The organism is Salinimicrobium sp. TIG7-5_MAKvit (assembly GCF_049569215.1).
Taxonomy (GTDB): Bacteria; Bacteroidota; Bacteroidia; order Flavobacteriales; family Flavobacteriaceae; genus Salinimicrobium; species Salinimicrobium profundisediminis.
The window spans coordinates 1223879-1249775 of record NZ_CP145903.1; the positions used below are offsets into that span (position 1 = coordinate 1223879).

Below are 25897 nucleotides of genomic sequence, written 5' to 3' on the forward strand. Positions count from 1 at the left end.
AAAGAGGATAATTTAGAGGGCAATTTATGGCTGAAGCGAAGACAATGCGATTAAATAAGGTGTTACGCGAGTTCAATATTTCGTTGGATCGTGCCGTGGAATTTCTGAATTCCCAGGGCCACGAAATAGAGGCGCGTCCCACTACAAAGATTTCGGGAGAGATTTATCAGGTGCTTTCTGATGAGTTCCAGACCGATAAGAGTAAGAAGGTAGAGGCGAAAGAAGTTGGAGAAGAAAAGCGCAAGGAAAAAGAAAGCCTTCGTCTTGAAAGAGAGAAGGAACAGGAAGAAAAGCGCAGACAGGAAGAAAAGCAGGAGGTTATACGAGCCAAGTCAACCTTGGAAGGCCCAAAACAGGTAGGCAAGATCGATCTCGATAAACCAAAGACAACTGCTTCGGAAAAAACCGAACCTAAGGCAGAAGAGCCAAAAGCGCCTGAACAGCCACAGGCCAAAGCTCCCGAAGCCAAGGAACCGGAAGCTCCAAAGCCTGAAGCTCCAAAAGCCGAAGCTCCTAAAGAAAAAACCCCTGAAGTCGAAGCTCCTAAAGCAGAAACTCCAAAACCTGAAGCTCAACCCGAACCTTCAAAACCTGCAGAGAAAGAAGCAGTAGCTCCAAAACAGCAGGAAGAGGCCGGAAAGCAAAAAGAGGATGAGGCTCCTAAAAAGGAGACTAAACCAGAAGCTTCAGAAGAAAAAACAGAAGAATCTTCAACTCTTGCCACAAAATATCAAAAGCTTAGTGGCCCTAATTTTACAGGTGAGAAAATTGACCTTTCTCAGTTTAAGAAGCCTGTAAAAAAGAAAGAAGAAAAAGATAAAAAAGCTGAAGACGATAAGGATAAACGCAAAAAGCGTCGCCGTCGTATTAGCAAAGACGTAAAAGGTGCACCTGGACAGGGTGGAGCCGGGGCGAAATCAAAACCAGGTGCTGGTAAACGTACCCGCCCGGTAACCAAAGAAGAGCCTAGCGAGGAAGAAGTACAAAAACAAGTACGGGAAACTCTTGAGAAACTTCAGGGTAAATCCGGAAAAGGTCGTGGTGCCAAATACCGTAGAAATAAAAGGGATACTCACCGTCAAAGGACTGAAGATGCCCAGCTAGAAGAAGAAAACAAGGTATTAAAGGTTACCGAGTTCGTTACCGTAAGCGAAGTCGCTACGATGATGGATGTACCGGTAACTCAAATTATCTCTGCGTGTATGTCACTGGGAATGATGGTGACCATGAACCAGCGTCTTGATGCCGAAACCCTTTCTATAGTAGCCGAGGAATTTGATCATGAAGTAGAATTTGTTACAGCCGATATTGATGAGCCTAAAGAAGAGGTTCCTGAAAATCCTGAAGATCTTATTCCACGAGCTCCAATTGTGACCGTAATGGGACACGTTGACCACGGTAAGACTTCCTTACTTGATTATATTCGTAAAGAGAATGTAATTGCCGGGGAAAGTGGAGGAATCACACAGCATATTGGTGCCTACGGAGTAAAACTGGAGAATGGTCAAAAAATCACATTTTTGGATACTCCGGGTCACGAAGCCTTTACAGCTATGCGTGCCAGGGGTGCACAGGTAACCGACCTTGCTATTATTGTTGTAGCGGCCGATGATGATGTGATGCCTCAAACAAAAGAAGCGATCTCTCACGCCCAGGCTGCAGGAGTTCCTATAGTGTTTGCAATTAACAAGGTGGATTTACCAACGGCAAATCCAGAAAAGATAAAAGAAAAACTAGCGGGTATGAACCTGTTGGTTGAAGATTGGGGTGGTAAGATACAGTCACATGACATATCTGCCAAAACAGGACTTGGAGTGAAAGAGTTACTGGAAAAAGTACTTCTTGAAGCCGAAATCCTTGAATTGGAAGCCAACCCAGATAAGCTTGCTAACGGTACAGTAGTAGAAGCCTACCTCGATAAAGGTAGAGGATACGTTTCAACAATTCTCGTACAATCTGGTACGCTTAAAATTGGAGATTATGTACTTGCCGGAAGACACAGTGGTAAAGTTAAGGCAATGCAGGATGAGCGTGGAAAAGACGTGAAAGAAGCTGGTCCTTCTACACCCGTATCTATTCTTGGTCTTGACGGTGCCCCACAGGCAGGAGACAAGTTCAAGGTAATGGCCGATGAGCGCGAAGCTAAAGATATTGCTGCCAAGCGTACTCAGTTGCAACGGGAACAGTCTGTAAGGACTCAGCGTCACATTACTCTTGATGAGATTGGACGTCGAATTGCCCTTGGTGACTTTAAAGAACTTAATATCATCCTTAAAGGTGACGTGGATGGTTCGGTAGAAGCACTTACAGATTCATTCCAGAAACTTTCTACTGAAGAGATTCAGGTGAACATCATCCATAAAGGAGTAGGTGCAATTACCGAAAGTGATGTATTGCTTGCTTCGGCATCAGATGCGATCATCATCGGATTTAATGTAAGACCTGCCGGAAATGCCCGCACAGTCGCTGAAAAAGAAGAAATAGATATCAGAACATATTCGATCATCTATGACGCTATCAACGACCTGAAGGATGCTATGGAAGGAATGCTTTCTCCTGTGATGAAAGAAGAGATTACAGGTAATGCAGAGATAAGAGAAATATTCAAAGTATCTAAGATTGGAACCATTGCCGGTTGCATGGTAACAGACGGAAAAATCTACAGAAACTCACGAATTAGACTTATACGTGACGGCGTAGTTGTTTACACCGGAGAACTTGCCTCTCTTAAGCGTTTTAAAGATGATGTGAAGGAAGTTTCTAAAGGTTACGACTGTGGTTTACAGATCAAGAATTACAACGACATTCACGAAGGTGATGTAGTAGAATCCTTCCAGGAAGTAGCTGTAAAGAAAAAGTTGAAATAACAAATAGAATATCAGCATAAAGCTAAAAAAGGCTGCCTTAAGGCAGCCTTTTTATTTATAAGACATTTTAGAAAACCTGATTTCTACTACCAGAAATAACTGGAGATTCACAGGCATTAATTATTTCAGAAAAAGCAATAGGAATCACCCTAAATAGTCAGGTGAAAGTATATGGATTACTTAAAGCAAAGATCAGGAAACGCAGCACAAGCCATTGATTTAGCTATGCAAATTGTTTCTCGATCCTTTGGAGCAGTTCATCCACATCAAAAGGTTTGGCAATAAAATCATCTGCACCTTCGGTCCGGCTAATATCTGCATGGGCAGACATTAGAACTACAGGAATTCTTTTAGTCTCAGCACCTTTTTTCAACTCCCGGCAAAGGTCTACTCCGTTACCATCAGGCAACATAATATCCAGAAGGAACAGATCGGGTACTTTTTGGGGAACGGTTTTATGAAAAGCCCGCGCAGTAGGAAATGTCTTCACTACATACTGCTGACTTTCAAGGAGAAATTCTAATAACTCCCTAATTCCGTCGTCATCTTCTACAATAAATATCTCTTTCATCACAACATTTTTTTAGTCAGGAATAATTAAAAACTCCTTATATAGCATTAACTTTTTTAAACTTTTGAACTGCCAGTGGCAGAATTAGAGAGAATTCAGATCCCATCCCATATTCGCTGGCCACTTCAATACTACCTCCATGCCTGTCTATGATCTGTTTGGTAAGATACAAGCCAAGCCCCAACCCGCTTATACCCTGAGTATCTTCGGCCCGGTAAAATCTGGTAAACAACTGCCTTTGCTGCTCCTCGGTTAAGCCTATGCCCATATCTCTCACCTTCACCACCATATTTTCTCCAACTACCTCGAGATCTACAAAGATCTCGTCAGCTTTCGGGGAGTATTTAATAGCATTGGTCATCAGGTTAAGGATAGCCTGTTCTATTCTTTGTTTGTCTCCTTCAATAATGACTGCATCATTCCACAATGTTGCGGTGACCCGGTGAGACTGTGAAGAATAAGAAAAGGTCTCAACAATCTCCTTCAGCATTTCCCTAATATCAAAGACCTCAAGATTAAAATTGAGCTGCCCCGATTCTATTCTTGACATATTTAAAAGGTCTTCTACAAGCGTATTTAGTTTATCAACCTGGCACAGGGATTTATCAAGAAATAGCTGAGAAACCTTATCGGCTTTCTTTTTTGACAGCACCTGTAAATACCCTTTTATGGTGGTAAGCGGAGTCTTTAACTCATGACTCGCCAGGGCTATAAATTCATCTTTTTTCTCACTTAATGATTTCACCTGCTCAAAGAGCTTGGAGTTATCAAGAGAGACGGCCGCCTGGGCAGCGATATTGATCACAAGCAATTCATGCTCGGCGGTGAACTTCCCGGCCTCCGGATGCCCGTATAACAATCCGCCAATTACATTTCCATTTTTTGAAATTACCGGGATAGCCAGGTAACTCACCACTGAAAAATGCCCTTTTGGCATTCCATTATAAGGCGCATTTTTGGCAAAATCGCCGTGTTTGGTTACATCATCTATCCGCACCACTTTCCGGTCTCTAAAGGTAGGCAGGAACAAATCTGTATGACGCGGCATAGCCATATGGTCAAAGATCTCCCTTGGCGCACCCGAAAGGGTAAATAATTGGAAGGTGTTTCCTTTATCGTCACAATTATTATAGAAAAAGGCACCAAATGCAGCCCCGGTGAGACTGGTTGTGGCATCGGTTACCCGCTGAAGGATTCCTTCAACATTAAGATTTTCTGAAATACTTTTCCCGACTGTATTTAGAGTCTCCAGATTCCGTATATATTTTTTCATGGCCGCCTGTGATTCAATGCGGGCAGTAATATCACGGGCAACTTTTGAGGCCCCAACTATATTTCCTCCGGAATCTTTTACAGGGGAAACGGTAATAGAGACGGGAATCTCTCTCCCGGATTTGTGTTTCCGGATAGTTTCAAAATGGTCAATTTTTATCCCTCTCTTGATCTTGTCCAGAATGACATCTTCTTCATTAAGCCGATCCTCCGGAATTAAAAGGGTAATAGACCGGCCCACAACTTCTTCTTCGGTATATCCAAATATTTCCTGTGCCCCCCTGTTCCAGCTTGCTATGATGCCCTGTAAATTTTTACTCACTATAGCATCATCTGAAGATTGCACTATGGCCGAAAGGGTCTCTTTTTTGATATGATCCCGCTTTTGATCAGTAATATCTACCAGTGTACTGTGCACCCCCTGCAACCCGCCTTCTTTTCCGAAGATAGATTTGGGAAAAACCAGTAAGAATTTTAAAGAACCATCGGGACATTCAATTCTAATCTCACTACTCTCCTCCCGGCATCCTTTTTTTAGAACCTTTGCAATCGGTATTTCTTCCAAAGGCATAGGTTTACCATCGGGATAAAACATTTTCCATGAACCACACCAGTACTCTTTGCCCAGGGTGGGAGTTCTTCCCCACAACTTTACGGCTGCTTTATTGAAATAGGTGAGCTTACCTTGTGCATCACATAAATAATTAGCAACGGGGGAGTCATCAAGCAGCTGCCTGAACTCCACGCCCATTCCTCCCGAACCACCTATTTCGGGCTCATCATTGCTTTGCATCTTTTATCGTGTTTATAAGGCGCCCAAAAAAGGCGTTTTGAGTTAAAACTCTCTTTTTAAGAAAAATCTGTAATAGAATTTAAAGATAAGTCTTAGGAACAATATTAAAAGCTAAAAAACCAACCTTATAATTCCTTTAACATGGATTGAGCGGATCAAGAACAATAGTTGTGGACTAGCTAAATAATGTAGTTAATCTGTACAGGTAAAATTCTACATTTTTCACTCCTCTAAATTGACTTCTAAAAGCTTTAATTTTTGCATTGAATGATTCTGCTGAAGCATTTGTGCTTCTATTTTTAAAGTAGTTTAAGATCGATCTGTAGTTGAGCCTTATTGTTGTTGCAACGGTGTTAAATGATTTAAATCCGGATTCTTCTACTTCTTTGTACCAATGGGCTAATCTTGTATATCCTGCTTCAATAGATTTTGTCTGGTTAAATACATTTCTAAGGCTATTGACAAGTGCATAGGCTTTATCAATGTCTGTATATTCATGGAACAAGATTTTAGCTCTTTTAGATTGACTTTCTGTCCATTTCGATGGAGCTTTGTATAGCAAATATCTACTCCTGGCCAATAACTGTTTCCTGGTATCTCCATTGGTAAAGGTCTCTGGAGTATAACTTTGGCCTTTTAATTTTTTCTTCTGTATCTGCTCGTTTTCATAATCAATTGCTTCCCATCGATGCTTGATCCGGAGGTTCTGAAGGGCTTCAATAGCCAGCTTCTGGACGTGGAATCGATCTGTGACTTGTATTGCTTTTGGAAAACATTTCTGCACGATAAGCTTCATGGAATGAGCCATATCTAAGCTTATCTCCTTCACTTTATTGCGTTGAGAAGAAGGGATCTTTAGTAATTGCTCAATGATAGCTTCAGCTTTAGTACCGGCAATAATAGCTACAAGTGCTCCTTTTTTACCTTTAGCCTTCTTATTGGTGATGATCGTGTAGAGCTCTCCTTTGGATAGAGCAGTCTCATCAATGGAGAGGTAAGGTCCCATATTCTCTGGAAAGATAAGCCACTTTCTGGCGTGCTTCTTTTGTTTCCACTGTCTGAAGTCGCTTAAATAATCCTTGTATTGCCGCTGCAATTTCTTTCCATTGACACTGTAGAAGCTACCAATAGTATGGCAGTCAGAAGCCTTAGTATCGACTAATCTCTTTTAAAAAAGCAGCGAACTCGTTGGTCATACGTGTTCCCTGTGCTACTAAGTTCCAGTCTCTTTGCACTACCTGTCCGGTATCTTTATCCAGCCATCGACGGCGTTTCAAATGAAGATAAACGGTGTTTCCCCGGAGCGGAAAGTCTTGAATAGTAATTTCTTTGTGGAAACCTTTAGATACTAAAATCTTGGAAGAATGTTCGTGAGGAGGGATATTGCGTTCTTCAAAATAAAGATGAAGTACTTCTTTTTCTTTTCTACTCTTTACTAAGTCAAAATTCTCCACCAAGAATTGTGGAAGTACAAGCTTAATCAGATCCAGGTAATTATTATCCACCTACAGTAATTTTTCTGCAAAGATCGAGATTTACTCCAATTCCTCCACAACATTTAGGAATGATCCGATTGAGCATCCACTACAAAATTGGGAAAGTGCCATAAAACAAAAAAGCCCTTCCCTTGAAGGGAAAAGCTTCTCATTGGTTTACTTCTAAACCCAGGTAAGTCAAAGACTTACCACAAACAACACAACTACTCTTTATTGCCAAAAAAAGCTCCCCAAATTGAGGAGCTTCTTTGCAATTTGCGGTCTGGACGAGACTCGAACGAATCGGCCAATTCCTTTATATATAGGCCACTCCAGAGGCCTCTTTTTTATACTCACCGAATTGCTCACCTTTAAGAAAAGTTTAACTCCCCTCATCTACTTCAATACAAGATGAATTGAATCGGTGTCATTCCAAATTTAAAGAACTTTCAATTTATGAGTTATCGTTCATAAATTGGGTTGGCAAATATAAATTCAAATTTAAATCTAGCCTAATTAATCCTATATTATTTACAATCTAATCATCCTTTTTAGCTTCTTCCATCAACACCCTCTCCGACGTTGTTCTTTAAAATAAGCTACTCCAAAATAGTTAAGATAAGGATTCGCTGTTTTAGTGTTTGTAGCTAATATCTTCAATTAAGCTCACTCGAGCGGGTGAGTTTTAGCCTAGCAAGTGAGAACCGCTTTCGATTTAAGATCGGTTGTAGCGTTGTTTTTATAGGCAGTAAGTAGCTAGTTTTTTTATTGTATTCTCATACCATTTATATTATTATCTTTTAAATACTGCTTCAATTCCGGATGAAGTGCAATCACTTTTTTATCTATAAAATCTTGAATAAAATTGGCCACGAAATATTGGCTATCTTCTGGTGGTTTTACTTCGCAATTTAAATGGTCCACATAATCAGTCGACGAAATTAATGTCGAATCAATCATTAGAAGAACTACCATAAAAAATGACGAGATGTAAGAAGTACGAATATTTATATTCCTTAAATATAACCCTAAGTTTGTGTTGTTTTCCTTTATTGAATTCTGTGCAACAAACTTCACTCCATTATTGTGAACATAATCATTAAGTCTAATTCTAAGCACTTCCCAATAGTCCTGTAAACCATATTCCTGTAAAATTTGTAAAATATTTGGGTTCTTCTTAAGCGTATTCATATAATTTATAAATTCCAATTTTTTCCTAATTGGTCTGTCCAAATCCGAAACTTTATTGCTGAACCAAGCAGAAACTGCTTTTTCGTCATCCGTCAAAACATTATTAATCCTAAGGCCTAAAAATGATTCAACAAATTCTGCTGGAGTGTCGTGCTTCCAATTCTTCAAATCATCTTCGATCAAGGGTTTTCTTGAATTAATTATCGAAAGAATATAAACATACTGAATTAGATCATCTCGAAGTTTCCTTATCAAGGTATTTGCATCTGAAAAACTACCTATCGAACAGCACAATTTAATGCTTCGTAAAGTTTGAGCAGAACTATCAATCAAATACCTGTTTAAGAAATAGATTTTTTTATCTGTGTAAAATGAAATGAGTCGGCCATTAAAAGACATCAGTTCCGAAAATCTTTGGAAAAATTCAATCAAGTAATCAATTTCTTCTGCAAACGCTTTAAATTCAGGCGTTTTATCAACTTTTATATTTCTTAAAGATTCTAAATCCATTATTTTAAGCCGTGTATTTAAACTGTTGCTAAGGCCAATACTATAATATCGGGAGCTGGCGAGCCTAATTGCCCGAACGATTATCAAGCGCAGCAAACGAGAACCCAACCACTATTCGAGACAAGTCAAGTATTATTTTGTTGTTAGCTGTTGCCCTTTTGTACTAGTTTTGTACTGAAACTGATATTTTGAATTTCTATATTGTGTTTGGAAGATTCCTTTATGTTGTTTTCATTAAACAATAAAATGGCAACTTTCTTATCTCCGTTGCCCATTTTTTCTGAATTAAACATCACATTTCTAAGTTCGATCATATTATAAATTAGTCGACTGCACAGTTTTGTCATATCGAAATCTCTTTCAGGGTCAAACGTCTTCGTCACTAAAGTGGTTTCTTTTTTATCATCATTATAGACCTGGAAAGATATTGAATTACTTAAATCGAAATTTATTCGTTCTTCCTTTGTATTCGCATCAAGAACTTGAAGAGATTCAAAATTGGGGAAAATTCTCATAGTATGTTTGTAAGCATTATATTCATCTCTTTCACAAAAGTCTATCGCAAGGGCTCTTATAACTTTTTTTATATTTTTTACACTTTCATGAACCATTGAATACCAATTCTCTCCGAATTTTTCCTTTAGCATAGTTCCTGGATAAAACATATAATGCCCGATACTGATCTGATGTCCTATAAAATCAATTTTTTGATCCAAGAAATTTAGCTTCATTTTTCCTTGAGCAATTTGTTCTATCTTCTTAGGATGATTTCTCCATTTTGCTTGCACGAGCTGTCGAACAATTTTGCTGTTGTCTGGGGCTTGATTATTGTTTGGAAGGAAAGCGAAAAAAAATTCGAAAAATGTTTCTATACAATGAAAATAATTTTGTCTTAAATCTGCTTGAATAATGAACCTAGTGTTTTTGGTCAGAGGGACATTAATATTTTCTTTTGATATTTCCTTTTTCTTCAAATGCTTATTAAGATCATCAATTTCTGATAATAGTAGATTTAAATAATTTGCTCTTACTTCATGATATTCTTTAATATAAGAGGCATAAAACTTTCCAGCATCTGTTTCCAAATCAATTTTTTTTAAGCGGCTTAGATAATCTCATATAAAACAGTACGAGCTAGCGAGGTTAAAACCTTATTTTTATATTAACTAATTCAAATTATCTTCTTGGGTTTTCCAATATTCATCCACAAATTTTCGATCATCAAGAATTTCGTTTATTAACGGAAAATGGGTATTGAACATATAATGCCTCCCGAAAAATTGTCCGTAAAATTCATTGTAAATTTGGATGGTCAAATCTCTTAATAACTTTAATTCAGAGAGTGTTTCAGATTGTGTAATTTTTTCTGGATCGGTATGGGCATAAAATGTTTCTCGCCTTAGAAATATCTTATTTAAAATCATCTCATTTTGCAAAATTTTATTTTCAATGGAATTAATGGCGGTTAGCAATTGAGATTTATTCTTTAACCGATGGGCATCACCTTCATCTGCATTTTCCAGTAATAGGTTTTTAACATCATCTGAATAATCAAAAGTTTTTAATTTATTAAATAATTTTTGAATACTTCTTTTTTCGTTTGGTTTATAAATCTTATAGAAATTTATAGCTATATGAGAATAACTCATAAAAACATAATGACTCAGGAAATTTTCTATTGGTTTCAAGTTTACACCAGCTAACTGAGCTTTTGATAATTGTTCAATATTTTCAATGCAAAACTGCAATTCCATAATGAACAGCTTAATACTACCAAAATAATCTTCTATTGTATTTAAATTAATCACTTCTCTCATAAAATGAAATATATTCTGTTATATTCGTAATTATCAAAATCTTGACTGGTTAAATTTCCTGAAAGATTTTGGATTACGGGAAATTGGAGTTGTTTTTCTGTCAGAAATTATGTTTAACTGTAAAGCTAAAAGTATGAAAAAAGCAAACTTGCAAGTCGGAGTTCAATTATTAATATCATGTATATTCCTAAGTTTAGAACTTCTGGCATTTTATGCTGGCGGGCTGACCATTCCTCTCGGCAGGCGCAACCAGCTAAAATTTTACGTATTCCACAGGTGAATTATCAGTCCGGGAGTGGTATTGGGTTCGAATCCCTGGTCTGCCGCAAATAGGAAGCCGCAATTAATGCGGCTTCTTATTATCAATCATTATTTAATCATCCTTTGTTGTTTCTCGAGATGCTCTGGTTTTCAAATTTTACATTAAGAAGAGCTGATGAAAGCTCTTTGTATTCTCCGAGTAATACCCTCTTATCTTTTCAAAAAGTCAATTATCTTCTTCTTTGCCCATGGGTGTGGATGTAGGTATGCAACCCGTATAGATGTGGGAGTTTACCATTGTGAGTTAATAAATGCTGTTAGCAGCCGAACCTAAACCATAGTCTCCAGATCAGCTTTAAAGGAATTGAAATCTTTCCATTCCAGTAATTTGACGATATCAAAGGCCATATCTCTGCTTGTATAATCTGAGAAGGTGTTGTCAATTTCATTTTCAAGCTGATTAAAACACATCTCTATGTTCTTATTCCGAAAACCCCCATCCTTAATGGCTTCCTCATAATGAGTTGATTGATTCCGACTTTGGAAAATAATATTACTTAAACATTGGCTTCCTATTATTCTGCCACAAGGCCAATTTTTCGGACTCCCATATACAATTGAAAGACCCTTTTTAGCATGCTCTAATAAATTCCCGCAAAGTGATACTATTGAAAATTCATGAGCGGTGAGTCTTTTCTGTAAATTCTGAAGCTTATCGTTTTTATGGTATAAGTCTTTATCCTTTCCAAAATAATTATCCCAGTATCTTCCGACCCCTAGCATTACGTCATCAGGATCTTCAGCATATTGTTGCATCGCTAAAGATCTTTGATATTCTTCTTCTACAATTTTAGCTTCTTTTTCTATTTCTGACTTAAGTTGTTCAGCTTGATGATTATCGTTCCAAATTGCTTCCAATATTTTAGTTGAAGCGAATTCTATTTCATTTAAATATTCAGTTAATGTCATTGATTTTATTTTTTTTTGGGAGGGAGTGACATTATGTCGGGTCTAAAGACATTTCGAGCTGGCGAGATTGATTGTCCGCAGAACAATCAGGCGTTGCAAGCAACCAAGGAGTTTCGATTCAAGAAAGTTTCAAGCATTGTTCTTAAATGTCTTAAGTTATTAATTCTAATCATTTGGAAGCTTTCAAATGTCAGTTTATTTGGTTTTGATCTATACCATAGGATTAAAGTATAGAGTCCTCAGCATATTCTTCATCGTAACTTTGGCAAATTCGGCCAATTCGTTTTCATAATATTTAGGCCTCGATAGAAGGTCATGGTCTTCATCAGGGTCATTAACATGAATCCATTTATTTCGGAATTTGCGAAGTTCGTGAAGTTCTTCTTTAAGTTTTTCGGATAAGCACGACTTATTGATTAGATCAAAGAAGCTTAGGCTTTTTAAGTCGTTCTCGTTCAAGCGATCAAACCTAAGATGACTTTCTATTGCAGCTTGACCAGACAGAATTGAAGACAAATAAGCGCCTGAGCAGAATGCCATTTCCGCATCTTTAGCTTGAAATGTTGTCCATTCAGACAAAATGGCCCCTCCTTTAAGGAGTTCATCGTCCAGGTCTTCTATATATTTCCACTTTTGTTCTTCGTTCATTTTTTAATATGCATATAACGTCCAATATAAAACAGAGTGTGCTGGAGCCAGTTCCCAGAACCACCCACGTCCTGTTCAACACGAACTTTTAATTTGAAACAGGCTTACGTATAATTTTATATGGTGTTACCCACAGTTTCTATTTTCGCTATGAAATCATTAATTAATTCCTCAGAATTTTCCGTATCATTTTCCTCAATTGTAGGAAGTGTTTCTATTTTTAATTTTTCATATGTTTTAGAATTTATGGATTTAGCTATGTCTAAAACAACCTCAGAAAGATTTTTAAGCAATTGATTGGTCAATTCTGGCCTTATCCATTTTTCTATATCGAATGGAGCTTCACCTAAATTTAATTTAATGTCGGATAAATAACTGTCGGTTCTTTGGACTCGTTCTTTAATCTTATATTGTTTATCCAATTCAAATGCAAAAACAGGGTTAATTTCTGCCAATTCATTTATTATATTTTCAATATTATTTTCAATGAACTTATGTTTCTCTTCATCCACAAAATGATGCTTCAAGTTATTATTAATAAACTCTTTTACTTGAACCAGTTCTTTTTTTTCCTGGTCACTTATTTCTCCTGACATCTTTTTCGAAAATTTTTCAAAAAATTTTCCAATTGATTCTTCAAATTTTAGATCCCCATACAAGACAGAATATAAGTTTAAAAGATTGAATAATAACTTATTTAATGTTCTCTTCTTGTTCTTTCTCTCTTTAAAAAATTCTTCGAACTGGCTTAATGTAAATCCTAAAATGACACCGATAAGAGGTGAAATTATACTAATAAAATTCATTTTTTGTTCTTGTTAGCAATTCTTTGTAGGCAAACGAATATAACTATTTCTCACTCCAAATACCGATAACAATAGGTCTTCAATGATTTTATTGGCAGCACGCATGAAAAAGCGAACGGAGCGCAGCGAAGTGCTGCAGGCCCAAATCTCCCGAACTAATACAATTTTGCGAGGCAATAGAAGGAAAAAGTTTAATTCTTAAATCTTTTGATTGTTTCTCCTTTTCAAAGAAATTGCCGCAAAAATGTGCCTGTTTATAAGGGCTCCCAACATATTTGCTGCAAAATTCTTGGAAAAATAGAATTGTCATATTCTAGAGCCATTGAGAACAAGGGGGAAGAATAATACAACATCGCGCAGCGTATTATCCTCTTGCTATTCCCCCCAAAATGACTATAGCAAATCTGCTGTCATCAAAGAAGAGGAATTCATAAAAGCATATATTGCATAAAACGTTGGGATGCCTTATTGACTGCATGAACTCCAACAAGATCAATAATGTGATTACTGTTTATTTACCTTTATGGGCATTGAAGCAGACTAAGGTAGCTTTTAAAACCAATTAAAATAGTATGGAATTAAAAAATATAGTGGAAATCTGTGTTGCTATTGATATAGCAATACTGGGTATTGCTTATCCAATTATTATTGACAAGATCTCCAATATTGGAAATAAATATAATTCCAACTATTTATCAAATGTTTTTGAGCACGAATTTCCTCAAACAAGCTATGGTAAGATTCTCCCTTTCAGGAGTAGAAAAATTACCACGTTTGAATGGCTCTTATTTATAACAATTTCCTCCTTCTCATTTTTAATTATCGATGCGGAACCCTGGATATGGAAGGACTATATCTTTATGCAAAATTCTGCTAAAATAATTACCCTAGGATTAACAATTTTGCTAGTAATATTTTTCATTATCTGGCTTGATAAAATTGCCTTGTATAGTGGCAAGCCAACGCGATTACTACAACACCTTATTCGAAAATTTAAGAAAGGACAAAAAGAAGAAGAATATTACATGGAATTAATCAACACTCTTAATGAATTTGCCTATTTCGCTGTTGAAAAAGAAGATATCCATCTCCAGGAAGTGTTGAATACATTTTATACTGAAGAATTTATCAAAATAAGGAATAGGCATGATTTGCCAGAATCCCTAGAATATCCATTCTATTTATATCAGTTAAATTATCAACTTATTAAGAAATTAAGAAGAAAAGAAATAGAAGAATTAGACAGATTAACAGGGAACGCAGTCTCAAACTGGTGGTTATTGGGACAGGACCATCAGGAAATTCCAATTTCTGAAACGACTTATGATCATATGTGGAGGAATGTTATGCTGATTTCAGATAATGCAAAATTAATTAAACAACATTGGAGTACGGCTCACCAGTATTTCAGGTTTAGGCTTGAAAGTAAAAGGGGAATCTACAGTATTGAATTGCACGACTATGAAAATAAAGAGGAAATAGAAGTTAGAGAAAATGAAAAAATTCGGTTTTTAGAAGCTTTAATTACACTTCAACAAATCCAAATTGGTACATGAATCCCATTATTAGTAGCGGGGAAATTAATGGTTTTTAGACACTATCCCGTAAAGTGTGTAAGTTTTAAATAAAGGGGTTTGACTTTTTATCTAAAGTTGAACCCTTTCTTCGTATATCGTCAAGAACTGATTGAGGACGATTCCCCAGTTTCTAATAGGCGCTGACCATTTTTTGGTTGCTTCCCTCAGAGCCAAATATACAGATTTCATTACAGCATCATCAGTTGGGAAGGATAATTTGTTTTTAGTGTACTTTCTGATCTTACCATTCAGGTTCTCAATAAGATTGGTGGTGTAAATGATTCGCCTGATCTCCAGCGGGAACTCATAAAAGACGGTAAGGTCTTCCCAGTTGTCCCTCCAGCTTTTTATCGCATAAGAATACTTAGAGTTCCATTGGGTGGCAAAATCTTCCAAGGCAGCTTCTGCGGCTTGTTTGGTAGGTGCATCGTATATCAACTTCATATCCTTGGTAAAGGCTTTTTTATCTTTCCAAACTACATACCTACAGGCGTTTCTGATCTGGTGAACCACACAGATTTGAGTTTTAGACTGTGGAAAAACATTTTTGATAGTATCGGTAAATCCATTGAGGTTATCGGTAGCAGTGATTAAAATGTCCTCAACTCCCCGGGCTTTCATATCGGTCAATACGCTCATCCAAAAGGCAGCAGATTCGTTCTTTCCCAACCAAAGGCCCAGGACTTCTTTTTTGCCATCTCTTCTAAGGCCTACAGCTATGTAAATGGTTTTGTTGACTACCTTAGAGTTCTCTCGAACCTTGAATACGATTCCGTCCATCCAAACGATCAGATACACAGGCTCTAAAGGACGATTTTGCCAGGCTACGATATCATTGCTGATTCTGTCTGTAATTCTGGATATAGTAGAAGTAGAGACATCAAAACCATACACCTCAGAGATTTGCTCCTCAATATCGCTATTGCTCATTCCCTTTGCATATAGTGATACAATAACATTTTCAATCCCGTCCACCATGTTTTTTCGTTTGGGAACGATCATGGGATTAAAAGAGCAATCACGGTCGCGGGGAACCTTTATAGTGTCTTCACCGTAAGAGCTGCGAACCTTTTTCTGAGAATAACCGTTCCTGGTATTTCTAGATCCAGACTTTTGGTTCTTGTCGTAATCCAGATGGCCATCAAGTTCACCTTCAAGCATTTTCTCTAATCCTCGTTTTTGAAGTTGCTTGAGAAAGCTGCTAAGTTCTTCTCCGGATTTAAACTGTTTTAAAAACTCATCATCGAATAGATCTTCTTTTTTTGGCTATTTCGGAAGGACCGTGCCACTGATTTCGGTTCAAACAGTGCCACTTTAAAAGATCATGCAATTATATAAAAAATTAATGTTACTCGTTTTTCAGAACTCCTTTTCTTAATGATTCTCCTTTAAGATCTATCCTATGTGAGGAGTTTACTATCCTGTCCAGGATTGCATCAGCAATAGTTCCTTCCCCTATAATATCGTACCATGCAGATACCGGTATTTGAGAGGATAATATGGTAGATGTTTTATTGTATCGGTCATCGATTATATCCATTAAGGTCTCTCTTGCATGATTGTCGAAGGCTTGAAGTCCAAAATCATCAAGGATGAGCAGATCTGCTTTAAGTAGTTTATTTAATTCCTTGAGATAGGTTCCATCAATTTTACTGAGTTTTAGCTTCTTAAATAGACGGGCAGTGTTCGAGTAGATGGTTTTATATTCCATCATGCAGGCCTGATGACCTAAGGCCTGTGCTAAATAACTCTTGCCTACTCCGGAGGCACCGGTCAGTATAAGGTTTTCCTTTTTAGCTATAAAATCCAGGGATCCCAAACGAACAAACATGTTCTTATCGAGGTTACGATTGGAGGTGTAGTTTACTTCAGCAAGACTTGCTTTCTGTCTAAAGTTTGCCTGTTTAAAAAGACGATCTATCTTCCGGTTCTGGCGATCCTCCCACTCATGGTCTGTGAGTAGTGCCAGATATTCATCGGCAGTGATATCGTTTAATTCGTTGTTCTTTACATGCTGAAGGTGTAGCTGAGCCATAGCCCCTAGTCGCATTTGTTTTAGTTTTTCAATAGTCTGGTTGTTATTCATATTTCTGGATTAAAATGATTTATTGATAAGCAGCGGCACCTCTGATGTTTTGATGGGATGGGATATGAGTTTTATCTTCTTCAAGATCCTGATAAAAAAGAGAGCTTTGGTCAAGGTTGTTCTTTAGGATATTCTTGATACGCATATAAGAAGTCGCATCTGCCTGTAAAGCTCTTTTACAAGCATTATCAAGTCTTTTAGAACCGTAAGATTTATGGAGCTGGATAAGGCCCATCACCCGCTTATAGCCTGTTTCGGGATACTCACTGTCAGCAAGTATCTTTTCCACACAATTCACTACGTGAGCTCCGTGAGGAGCGGCTTTGTTTTTAAAGTATTCAGGACTCCAGGAGGTATAACCTTTATGGGTGCTACTTAAATGATCTGTATTTGTATTGTAGCTTCCTTTACTTGGATTTCGATGATGCAGGGCTATTCGAACGTGATTGTAATAAACCTCGACCACAGTTTTGGTATAATGGATCAGGGTCTTTTTACCGATGTAGCGGTAGGGAACACTGTAGTAGCTTTTATCTGGAGAGAAGTATACATATCCCATCTTTTGCACCTTTGCCCGTTTATAGTCTTTGATTTCATAGGCAGATGTTGGCAGGAGTTTTAAGTACTCACGTTCTACTGATTGAAACAGTTCTCTACGGCTGGCTTCCTTTCGCTGGAACAGTAGATTATTATAGCCAACAAGTAAGCGCTTTATCTCCCGGTTTAGATCCTGTAAAGAGAAGAAGGTCATCTCCCGCAGGGGATAGTAAATACGCTGATAAACAAGATGCACTGCATTCTCCACCAGAGCTTTATCCTGCGGTGCATAACTGCGGGTGGGATTGATCACACAGTTGTAATGGCGAGCAAAATCTTTAAAGCTCCGGTTGATCTCCGGCTCATATTTGCTGGCTCTGGTCACTGCAGATTTTAAGTTGTCTGAGACTATGGCTTTTGGAACACCTCCATAAAACTGTAATGCATTACCACAAGAAGTAATAAGATCCTCCCGTTTTTGGCTTAAGCTAGCCTCTACGTAAGTATACTGGCTGTTGGGAAGAATTGCTATAAATACCTCTACAGGAATGACTTCTCCGGTTTCTTTATTAACGACATGTAATTTTTTACCCGCATAGTCAATGTACATTTCATTACCGGCTTCATGTTCGAGTTTCATGGAACCTTTGACCTTGGCATATTTACGCCGATAATGCTCCATAAACTGCGTATAGCTGTACGGCTGGGAAGCCTGCTGCGCATATTCCTGATAATGGTACAGAAAAGTAAACCCAGGATGATTCCGGGCCTTATTGACCCCCTCAAAATATAGCATCAGTTCATCATGCCGCTCATTATCAATAGTAGTATGTGAAGGAAAAAGCGCACTCAGACGTGCATTGTCAAAGGAAAGTAGTTCTTTAAATGAATAGTCACTGGCCGTGAAAAACTTCATATAGCTGTTGACCGTGTTGCGGGAGATGCCTAGAGTGGTAGCTATCTTACGATTGCTAAAACCATCCAGGCTCAAGGTAATAATTTGTTTTAAGTCCATCGGATCAAGGGTGTTGGCCATATCTTATTACAGTTTTGCAACAAGATATTACTTGATCTTTCAAAGTGGCACAAAACGAACCGATACGACTGGCACAATTTGAGCCGTTATGACTTTCAGTATTGCCAAAAAGTGGCACAATTCAAACCGAAATACCTGGCACTAACCGACCGAAATCACTGGCACAATTCGAACCGAAATAGCCACTTTTTTCATCAATGTGTAAATATTAGTGCCTGGATTTTGCAGGCAAGGTTAAAAAAATATGGGGGTTTGCAAACCCCCATATTTTCTACTTACACAGTTTTTGAGATAGTCCCGGTTTTTATTTCTTAATACTTGTCCGATCTTCTATCTTTTTTAAAATCTGCTTTAAAACACCAAAATTTATCTGGTTTTTATTTATATAGCTATAAGTCTGGGGAGGCATAAAATTTGGAAATGCTTTTTTTAGCTGTTTCAATTCTATAGCATATTTCGAAAAGTTTCTAACGTCTTTCAATTCAATACCAAATGCATTTCGATTTGTTCTGTAATACTCGCTAAATTGGGTTTCTGTTATACCTGTTTGAGATCCGTAATTCTTCCAAAACTCAGTGGGATCCTCCTTTATAATATTATTTATCTTACAAATCCCCCAAAGCTCCTTTACAGGAGAGGTTACATATATTAGAATATAGTTTTCCTTAGAAACTTTTTTAGGTGCAGATTTTCTTAATTCAATGGTTTTCTCTCCATTCATAATTTTCTCTGCAAACTCTGGTTTTACAGAAATTAACAATATATTTTCTGACGAAAAATTACTATACATTATTCTTTTCCTCTTTTATAAATCGCAAGATACGTCTCAGGCTTAACTTTAATTGGTGATAAAATCATGAATTTTTTCTTTTCTTCCATCTCAAATAATCCCCTTAAAAATTTTAAATCTACCGGATTCCTAAACAGTTCAGTATCGGAAAATACAAACGCCATTATTTTATTATTCTTATCAGCCGTCTTTACAATATCCTTCCATTTATATATCCCCAATTGTTCGAATTGTTTAAATAGTTTCTTAGCATCATCTATAAAGATTTCGTCTATATAAGATGCTGCTTTAACTTGCCCTTTTTCCTTTGTTACAGGATTCTCACTTATATACCATAAAATTCTAGCAGGAGCTTTTAAGGAGCGTTTGGAAGCTGATCTATAGTATACATTTTCCCTATTCAGTAAGAGCTCATTCTCCGTTTCAAATAAATGTAATTTCTCATTAGATCGATCATCAAAAAGTTGTTCGGCCCAAACAGGTTTGATGGGTATAATATAGGTTGGTATATTAGAATCTTTCAGCTTTATTGGTGATAAATGCCTCTCTAAATTGTACTTCTTTTGAAAATCATAATTCTCATCTTCTCTCTCTAATTCTATTTTTTCTTCTATTCTCCCTAAATATTCACGTGGAATTAAGCCTTCAATCTCAGAGGCCAGAACGATTTCGTTAAGATTTATTTTCTTCCATCTTTCCCCATCTTGAATAAACCTGGCTTCTTTAATTGAATTTAAAACCTCTTCTTCTAAATATGTTTCAGAGACTTCAATTAAAGTTCTAGATTCATTAGTTGAAGTCAAAATTGCTTTAAACAATAAGTGTTTAGATAAAGTAATTTTCAAACTACTTTTAAGAAACCTGAAAACTGGTATAGATAATTTCGTGTCCGCAGTACGATCAAAAATTATAAAGGCTAAGATCTGGTCATCTTTAGAAATTGTAATCAATTCAAACTGATTAGGAGAGGAAAGAGCCTTTCTTATAATTTTTTGAAATCTGTTTTTCTTTTCATTAGGTTTAAGAAACTTTTCAGTGAAAAAGTCAATATTTTCACTAGTTACCCTCTTTGAGTCTATGTTTGTTCCGATGAGCCTTTGTGGTTTGTATTTAGAAACCTGAATATTCTCATCCAGTTGGGTAATGAATTCACTTGGTCGAGATATTTTTAGCTCGTATTTTTTAAAAAAAGATTTATTCTCTAAGAGCTCTTTATCCCTGGTTATAAAGAAATGAGCCCCTCCGATAATGGAATAAGCCAAATGTCTTAAGTCTGATTTATCATTTTTGCTTTTGGCAGGGAATTGATTTTCTAATTCTTGTAAAACTTCTTCAAATTCCTGTTCCGCTTTAAATGGTAACGGATTAAAGAAATTCAAGAGCTTTCTACTACTTTTTTTTATTTCACTAGTAGTTCCCCTGTTTATCTCATTATGAATTTCCCGGGTATAATAAAGAATCGCCTCACTGAGCAACCAATCACTTTTTAGAGCTAAACTTTCCTCCTCTCTTCCGTCCTTGATATCCAAAAAAATATTCATATCAATTACTGCCACCACTTTATTCTTCAATTCGTATTCCGAAATCTGAGAAAGAAGATCTTCGTGATGGTGTGGAAACCACCAAACCGTTAATGGTAACTTTTTCTTACTTCTTCCTATTCTCTCTTTGATAGGTACGAAATAAAAACTCTCCCAAACATGATCTATACCATAATCATTCCTACAGCTCAGTTTTATGCCGTCGTATTGCGTAGTAGTATTTTTTAGATAGTTAACCAGGTTCAATGCTGCATTACAGTTTCTATGGTTTTCTGTAATACATAGATGTACAATTGTAACCTTATTATAAGAAATTCTATAGAGTAAATAGCCGAGAAGTTCCTTGGAGTCCTTTTTATATGCTGCAATTAATTGGCCGTCCTGAGCATACTTTGCAAATGCAGATTCGGGTAAGAAACCAAGAGTTTTGGAATTTTTATCTCCCAGATCAACAACCTCTCTATAGGCTCTGGATTGTGGATCTTTAATTTTCTTTAAATTCAAGAAATAGCTGATTAGATATTGAGTAAATAAAACTACAACTTTTTAAAAACAAGGTAGGGATTTCAATATCTGGTAATCTTAGAATAAAAATTTCTCACTAACAATTTATCGGACAACAAATTCAAAAATTCACTGAAGTAAGATTTATCTTTTAACTTAAAGATCAAGTTATAGCTTTGTAAAGAATATCCAGTGGGTTTAAGACAACTTGAATCAAACATTTACAATTGGTTTCTGTACAATTTATGATCCCATAATATTCTAATCTAATTTATATCCAAATCATGTTGAAATCCTTAAAATGAAGATGAAGGTTCAATTTGTGTGAAAATCATGTGAATTAAAAAAGGCTCTGAAGCAAGAAACTTCAACGCCTTGATTTTACTAGAGGAACTACCCGGGCTCGAACCAGGGACCAACTTATTATAGTTATGATAGTTAACCGCAAAAAACAGCATTGGGTGTATTATGGAATGTTCTGGTCCGATAACCAGCTCTCATAAGCCTTTTTCTGTTCAGGATTTTCTTGGAGATAGATAATATACGACCTCGCTAGCTTCTCCTTAATTTCTTCATCTTTTAGTTTTACTATTTCAAAACTAAGATATCCAATCAAGCTTATGAGAAGTATCAAAAAACTTCCGAACATCATTCCTAAATTTTTAGGGAGGATATAGGCATTTTTTATTTTGACATCAATGGCAGTAAGTCTCTCCGCGGCCAACACTTCCTTTTCCTGTTGCTGCTGAAAGAAAAACTTTAACTGTTTTTCCATCACTTCGGTACTTATTGGAATGCTATGACTTTGAAGTTCATTTGTCATCTTCCTCAACTGCAAAAGGGCAACCTGAAAATCCTGAATTTCATCAGTCATCAGCTCCATGATCTCGTCTATTTTTTTCATCTCATAGTATTTTAATATCCCATTCCTATTCCTGGATCCAGAGCTCTTTTGATGGTCTGTTTGATCAAATCTTTGGCTATTTTATTTATGAGGCCGGTACTAAGTTGGACGGTACTGCTAAGTAGCTGAAGAGAACATGGTGGCTCTTTGAGCTTTGTGATACTATTGTTTTGACTGATTCCAATAATAATCTTATTGCCACTCATACTCCTGTCAATTTCACTGCCCTTCAGATTTATGCCATTGTATTCAAATCTAAAACCCTGCAACTGCCTTGATCTGTTAATGCTTGGAATAACCTTTACCCTATGTACCTGCATCTTCTGAATATACTCATCAAGAGATTTAGGTTTTGTCTGGAGGATATTCTCATGGATGAGTTGAACTTCTTTGCGGTGATGTTGAAGCTCAATTAGCCTGGTTTGCTGCACTTCCCTAACTCTTTTAAGGCCTAACTCCCTTGCCACGTTATCTGCAGCAATTTGACTTCGCTTTCCAATAAAGCTGTCTTTATAAACTTCTCCGGTGAGGCTAACGCGGTTGGCATAGATATGAATGTGAGTATGGTTCTTATCCCGATGAACAAAACCTATAGCCTGGTGATTCTGAAGATTCATTTTTATTAAGAACCTTCGAGCGATCTCACCCAATCCTTCCGAAGTCATATTCTTTCCATCTTCTATGGTTGGACTTACAATAATGCTAAGGGTGTTTTTGGTGCATCTTTCATGCTGGGATTGGATAATTTGGAATTCTTCTGTGATCTCCCGGGGATTGTCTCCCGCAAGGTGTTCTTTAAGTACTACCTCTGCCTCCTTTTCCTGATCCCATCCATAGGCTAACGATGCCTTTGTCCTTGAGATGGCGTGTCCTTTACCTATCATTTCTTGAAATTTTGTAAGTGAGTTCTAATTTCCTCAGCAAGCCGCTCCACCGTTGCTGCTAACTTTGGATCCCGTTTTTTGAACATATTACTAATTCGGGTAAAGTTGTTCTTATACTCCACCAACATCCGATAGTATTTTAATTGCTCGGGTGTAATTCTTTCTACAATGTTTCTTTCAAAGGCAGTGGAACGAAGGTATTCCGAAAGGGATATTCCGGCCCTGGCTGCTCTTTTTTTGAGTAGCTTTTTCTCATAAATTGAGCATCGGATTTGAATGAATTCCCTTTTCATCTATTTTTCTTGTTAGCCTTTGCGACCTCCGGGAGTAAAGCAAGATTGTCATGACAATGACACATCTTGCTTTGCTTTTCAAAACGATAATCATGTGTAGCTTTAATTAATTCGAAAATGTGGCTACCTCTAATTTCATGAATTCTAAAATTGAACAATCTGCTTATTTACAAGCATTTCATTCAAGTCCTGAAAGTTTTTGTAAAGACTACTCCCATCATTAAAGTGAGAATAACTTTTAAGCAAGTTTTTCGTTGCTGTTCTTCCAGATGGATCCCTGTCCAGGTATAAGGTTACTGCTTTATAGTTTTTGTAAATAGGATGCACTTCAGGAATAAAAGAGAGGGAATTTAGAATAAGAAGATCTGCTCTCTCTATTTCCTCTGAAGCTATTACTGCCAATGATAACAGGTCAAACATTCCTTCAAGTACAATTAGCTTTTCTCCCCCCTTCTTTAAGTAGGAGTAGCTTTTAGGTGTAGTAGAACTTTTACAATAAAGATTTCTCAATTCCCAGCCCCCTAAATGATTTTTAAGGCCAAGAGCAAAAAGCGTCTTTCCATGGCATTCATACCAGATCTCTTTACAATAGGTTGCTGCTACGTGAAGTGGAATCTTTCGGGAGGACAGATACTCTTTTAGTGAACAATGTCCTATAGGCAGGACCTTAAGGATCTTGCTTTTTGGTTCCTTTATTTGGCTGCTTTTTCTGAAGTTTAGATTGGATGGAGAAACCGGTAATCCCTCTGATAAATAGCCGAGAGCCTCTCCCACCGAACAGCCTGAAATTAAACATACCAGGTCAATCACATTACCTCCTTTTCCTATTCCGAAGTCGTACCATCTGTTGAGCCCCCTAGAGACCTTAAAAGAGGCCTGAGTTTCTGACCGCAGGGGACTCAGAAACCAGGCTTCTTTTTCCGATTTGTGGCTGGGAAAGTGCCCTAGCTTGGCCAGCGTTTTGACGATGCAAATGCTACGGGCTGTTTCACAGTTCATTCTTTTTGTTTTCATCAGCTTTTTATTTAGTAGTGTTTGCTATGTTTTACAACTTTCCTTTCTTCTCCTTCTTTTGTCATCAAATAAATTTTTGATGACAATTTGATGACAGTTTGATGACAGCTGAAACCCTTACTCTTATTGGTCTTATCTTACTTTGTCATCAATTCATCAAAAAATAAATAGTATTTCAAAGTTTTACCCTCAATAGCAGCTTCCATTTTGATGAAATGATGACAGCAGCTGAAACATCCCGCAAACACTGGGGATGCCCTGTCATCGTTTTGTCATCATTTCATCATTTTTCACTTCGGAAGAGAGAATTCAGCTGAATTTATCATCCTCGAAATTCTCCAGAAGGAAATTTTTATTTATAGTGAAATAGCGTCCTTTAGCTTCTATAAAAGATGTAGAACCATCTCCCCAGAGCAGGAACTTTTGGTAGCGGTTGGAATTGGGCTGATTCTCCAGCTTCCAGTCCTTCTTCAGGATTTTTCGGATTTGGGTAAGATCGGTTCGAAGTCGGGATTTACTAATGGCATTATAGGCATCCATCGGACAAAGATTCAGCTCTTCCAGATCCTGGTTTTCCATCACCATTAATAGAATATTAGCCAGTTCCCTTTCCACCCTGTTCCGGTTATTCTGCACCAGTTTTTTCAAGGCAGGTGTTTCTATTTGATCAGCAGAAAACCACATCCGGGTTTGATGCCTGGAATGGAGCTTTCGATTCTTTAGGTAAAACAGAAATGCAGGAATCTCTTTGGCCAAGGATTTCAGGAATTCTGTCTGCTCTTTCTTTATCACAGGAACCTGTAGTACCCAGAAGCGGGTTTCGTGATGGTCTATCTTAATGAAGTTCTCTTCATTATTACTGCAGAGGATAAACTTTCCGAAGAATTCCACTTCCCGCTTGTCCTTTCCTTTTGCCTCCAGTTTATTGATATTGGTGGTACTTAAGTATTTAATCCTCTCGGTCAGCTCTTCTTTATTAAATAGGACTTCATCTATGCAAATCAGAAGTTTATTCGCCCAATCAGCGTTGAACTGGCTGGTAAAGCTGTCATTGGTGAGATAGGTCAGGTTATTTTCAAAAATGAGTTTCAGCCATTTAAGAAAAGTACTTTTCCCGGTGGAGCGTTCCCGCGAGACCAGGCAGAGGATAGGTAAGATTTGTGTAGGCTTGATAAAAAGGAGTTGCAGATAATCCAAACCCAATTCGTAATGAGCCCCAAATATATGTTTGACAAAACTTAAGGAAGTAGTACATGCTCCCTTTTCCAGGACATGATTTAATGGAGCATAGGTGTTATAAAAATTGTGGCAGGAGGATTTAAAATCCAGATGATCAGGGATACATGTGAAGCCATCATATTTTGGAATGGCTGCAAGAAAAGTTTTTCCGTGGTCCTGCCGGATCGTTTCAATATTCCATGGCACCAGGGCTTCTTTTTCCACGCCGGAAATACTTGGAACATTTACCAGCTTGTAGTACTGGGTTCCGACCCGGATGTATGACTTTCTTTTCTCCACCATCTCAATTGTTGGACTCTTTCTGTAGTGACA

At 37.3% G+C, this 25897-nt stretch carries 21 protein-coding genes and 1 pseudogene; 2 read left to right on the plus strand and 20 right to left on the minus strand.

Features of this window, described 5'->3' with window-relative positions:
* Nucleotides 1–26: 26 nt before the first annotated feature.
* Nucleotides 27–2867, plus strand: a complete 2841-nt coding sequence (gene infB / locus V5739_RS05530) for a translation initiation factor IF-2 (RefSeq protein WP_423819957.1) — start codon at nucleotides 27–29, stop codon at nucleotides 2865–2867.
* A 223-nt stretch (nucleotides 2868–3090) separates the two neighbouring features.
* Here the strand turns inward: infB and V5739_RS05535 are convergent, their stop codons facing one another.
* From V5739_RS05535 to V5739_RS05580, 10 genes are all read right to left on the minus strand, one after another.
* Nucleotides 3091–3438: a response regulator transcription factor gene (locus tag V5739_RS05535; RefSeq protein ID WP_423819958.1), complete on the minus strand. Its 348-nt coding sequence runs from the start codon at nucleotides 3436–3438 to the stop codon at nucleotides 3091–3093.
* Nucleotides 3439–3475: 37 nt separating this feature from the next.
* Entirely contained in the window at nucleotides 3476–5503 is a 2028-nt protein-coding gene (locus tag V5739_RS05540; RefSeq protein ID WP_423819959.1) for a PAS domain S-box protein, read from the minus strand.
* Nucleotides 5504–5678: 175 nt separating this feature from the next.
* Nucleotides 5679–6632, minus strand: coding sequence for an ISAon1 family transposase (locus V5739_RS05545; protein WP_423820448.1), 954 nt, complete (start codon nucleotides 6630–6632; stop codon nucleotides 5679–5681).
* Between the two features lie 19 nt (nucleotides 6633–6651).
* Nucleotides 6652–7008, minus strand: a complete 357-nt coding sequence (locus V5739_RS05550) for an ISAon1 family transposase N-terminal region protein (RefSeq protein ID WP_423819153.1) — start codon at nucleotides 7006–7008, stop codon at nucleotides 6652–6654.
* Between the two features lie 735 nt (nucleotides 7009–7743).
* Nucleotides 7744–8679 carry a hypothetical protein gene (locus tag V5739_RS05555; RefSeq protein WP_423819960.1) on the minus strand — a complete coding sequence of 312 codons (936 nt, stop codon included), beginning with the start codon at nucleotides 8677–8679 and terminating at the stop codon, nucleotides 7744–7746.
* A gap of 143 nt (nucleotides 8680–8822) precedes the next feature.
* Complete coding sequence (locus tag V5739_RS05560) at nucleotides 8823–9764, minus strand: hypothetical protein (RefSeq protein WP_423819961.1); 942 nt, start codon at nucleotides 9762–9764, stop codon at nucleotides 8823–8825.
* Between the two features lie 81 nt (nucleotides 9765–9845).
* The gene (locus tag V5739_RS05565) at nucleotides 9846–10496 is read right to left on the minus strand and encodes a hypothetical protein (RefSeq protein WP_423819962.1); all 651 of its coding nucleotides are present in this window, start codon (nucleotides 10494–10496) and stop codon (nucleotides 9846–9848) included.
* Nucleotides 10497–11087: 591 nt separating this feature from the next.
* The gene (locus tag V5739_RS05570) at nucleotides 11088–11726 is read right to left on the minus strand and encodes a hypothetical protein (protein WP_423819963.1); all 639 of its coding nucleotides are present in this window, start codon (nucleotides 11724–11726) and stop codon (nucleotides 11088–11090) included.
* Between the two features lie 210 nt (nucleotides 11727–11936).
* Nucleotides 11937–12374, minus strand: coding sequence for a hypothetical protein (locus V5739_RS05575; RefSeq protein ID WP_423819964.1), 438 nt, complete (start codon nucleotides 12372–12374; stop codon nucleotides 11937–11939).
* A gap of 116 nt (nucleotides 12375–12490) precedes the next feature.
* Nucleotides 12491–13180 carry a hypothetical protein gene (locus V5739_RS05580; protein WP_423819965.1) on the minus strand — a complete coding sequence of 230 codons (690 nt, stop codon included), beginning with the start codon at nucleotides 13178–13180 and terminating at the stop codon, nucleotides 12491–12493.
* A gap of 572 nt (nucleotides 13181–13752) precedes the next feature.
* Here V5739_RS05580 and V5739_RS05585 point away from each other — a divergent pair.
* Nucleotides 13753–14736, plus strand: a complete 984-nt coding sequence (locus V5739_RS05585) for a hypothetical protein (protein ID WP_423819966.1) — start codon at nucleotides 13753–13755, stop codon at nucleotides 14734–14736.
* Between the two features lie 90 nt (nucleotides 14737–14826).
* Here V5739_RS05585 and V5739_RS05590 read toward each other — a convergent pair.
* From V5739_RS05590 to V5739_RS05635, 10 genes and pseudogenes are all read right to left on the minus strand, one after another.
* Nucleotides 14827–16020, minus strand: a pseudogene (locus V5739_RS05590) (IS256 family transposase); the annotation flags it as partial.
* 85 nt (nucleotides 16021–16105) lie between these two features.
* Nucleotides 16106–16843 carry an IS21-like element helper ATPase IstB gene (gene istB, locus V5739_RS05595; protein ID WP_423818786.1) on the minus strand — a complete coding sequence of 246 codons (738 nt, stop codon included), beginning with the start codon at nucleotides 16841–16843 and terminating at the stop codon, nucleotides 16106–16108.
* Between the two features lie 19 nt (nucleotides 16844–16862).
* On the minus strand, nucleotides 16863–18416 hold the full coding sequence (gene istA / locus V5739_RS05600) for an IS21 family transposase (protein ID WP_423818785.1): 1554 nt from the start codon (nucleotides 18414–18416) through the stop codon (nucleotides 16863–16865).
* A gap of 304 nt (nucleotides 18417–18720) precedes the next feature.
* The gene (locus V5739_RS05605) at nucleotides 18721–19206 is read right to left on the minus strand and encodes an ASCH domain-containing protein (RefSeq protein WP_423819967.1); all 486 of its coding nucleotides are present in this window, start codon (nucleotides 19204–19206) and stop codon (nucleotides 18721–18723) included.
* A complete protein-coding gene (locus tag V5739_RS05610; RefSeq protein ID WP_423819968.1) occupies nucleotides 19206–21251 on the minus strand; it encodes a hypothetical protein in 2046 nt (681 codons plus the stop codon). The genes V5739_RS05605 and V5739_RS05610 overlap by 1 nt, the downstream gene beginning before the upstream one ends.
* Before the next feature lie 466 nt (nucleotides 21252–21717).
* Nucleotides 21718–22155, minus strand: a complete 438-nt coding sequence (locus V5739_RS05615) for a DUF6730 family protein (protein WP_423819969.1) — start codon at nucleotides 22153–22155, stop codon at nucleotides 21718–21720.
* 11 nt (nucleotides 22156–22166) lie between these two features.
* Complete coding sequence (locus V5739_RS05620; protein WP_423819970.1) at nucleotides 22167–23039, minus strand: relaxase/mobilization nuclease domain-containing protein; 873 nt, start codon at nucleotides 23037–23039, stop codon at nucleotides 22167–22169.
* Nucleotides 23036–23332 (minus strand): mobilization protein MbpA, encoded by a 297-nt coding sequence (gene mbpA / locus V5739_RS05625; RefSeq protein WP_423819971.1) that lies wholly within the window; start codon nucleotides 23330–23332, stop codon nucleotides 23036–23038. The genes V5739_RS05620 and mbpA overlap by 4 nt, the downstream gene beginning before the upstream one ends.
* A gap of 144 nt (nucleotides 23333–23476) precedes the next feature.
* The gene (locus V5739_RS05630) at nucleotides 23477–24346 is read right to left on the minus strand and encodes a toprim domain-containing protein (RefSeq protein ID WP_423819972.1); all 870 of its coding nucleotides are present in this window, start codon (nucleotides 24344–24346) and stop codon (nucleotides 23477–23479) included.
* A gap of 309 nt (nucleotides 24347–24655) precedes the next feature.
* The gene (locus V5739_RS05635; protein WP_423819973.1) at nucleotides 24656–25867 is read right to left on the minus strand and encodes a primase-helicase family protein; all 1212 of its coding nucleotides are present in this window, start codon (nucleotides 25865–25867) and stop codon (nucleotides 24656–24658) included.
* Between the last annotated feature and the right edge of the window lie 30 nt (nucleotides 25868–25897).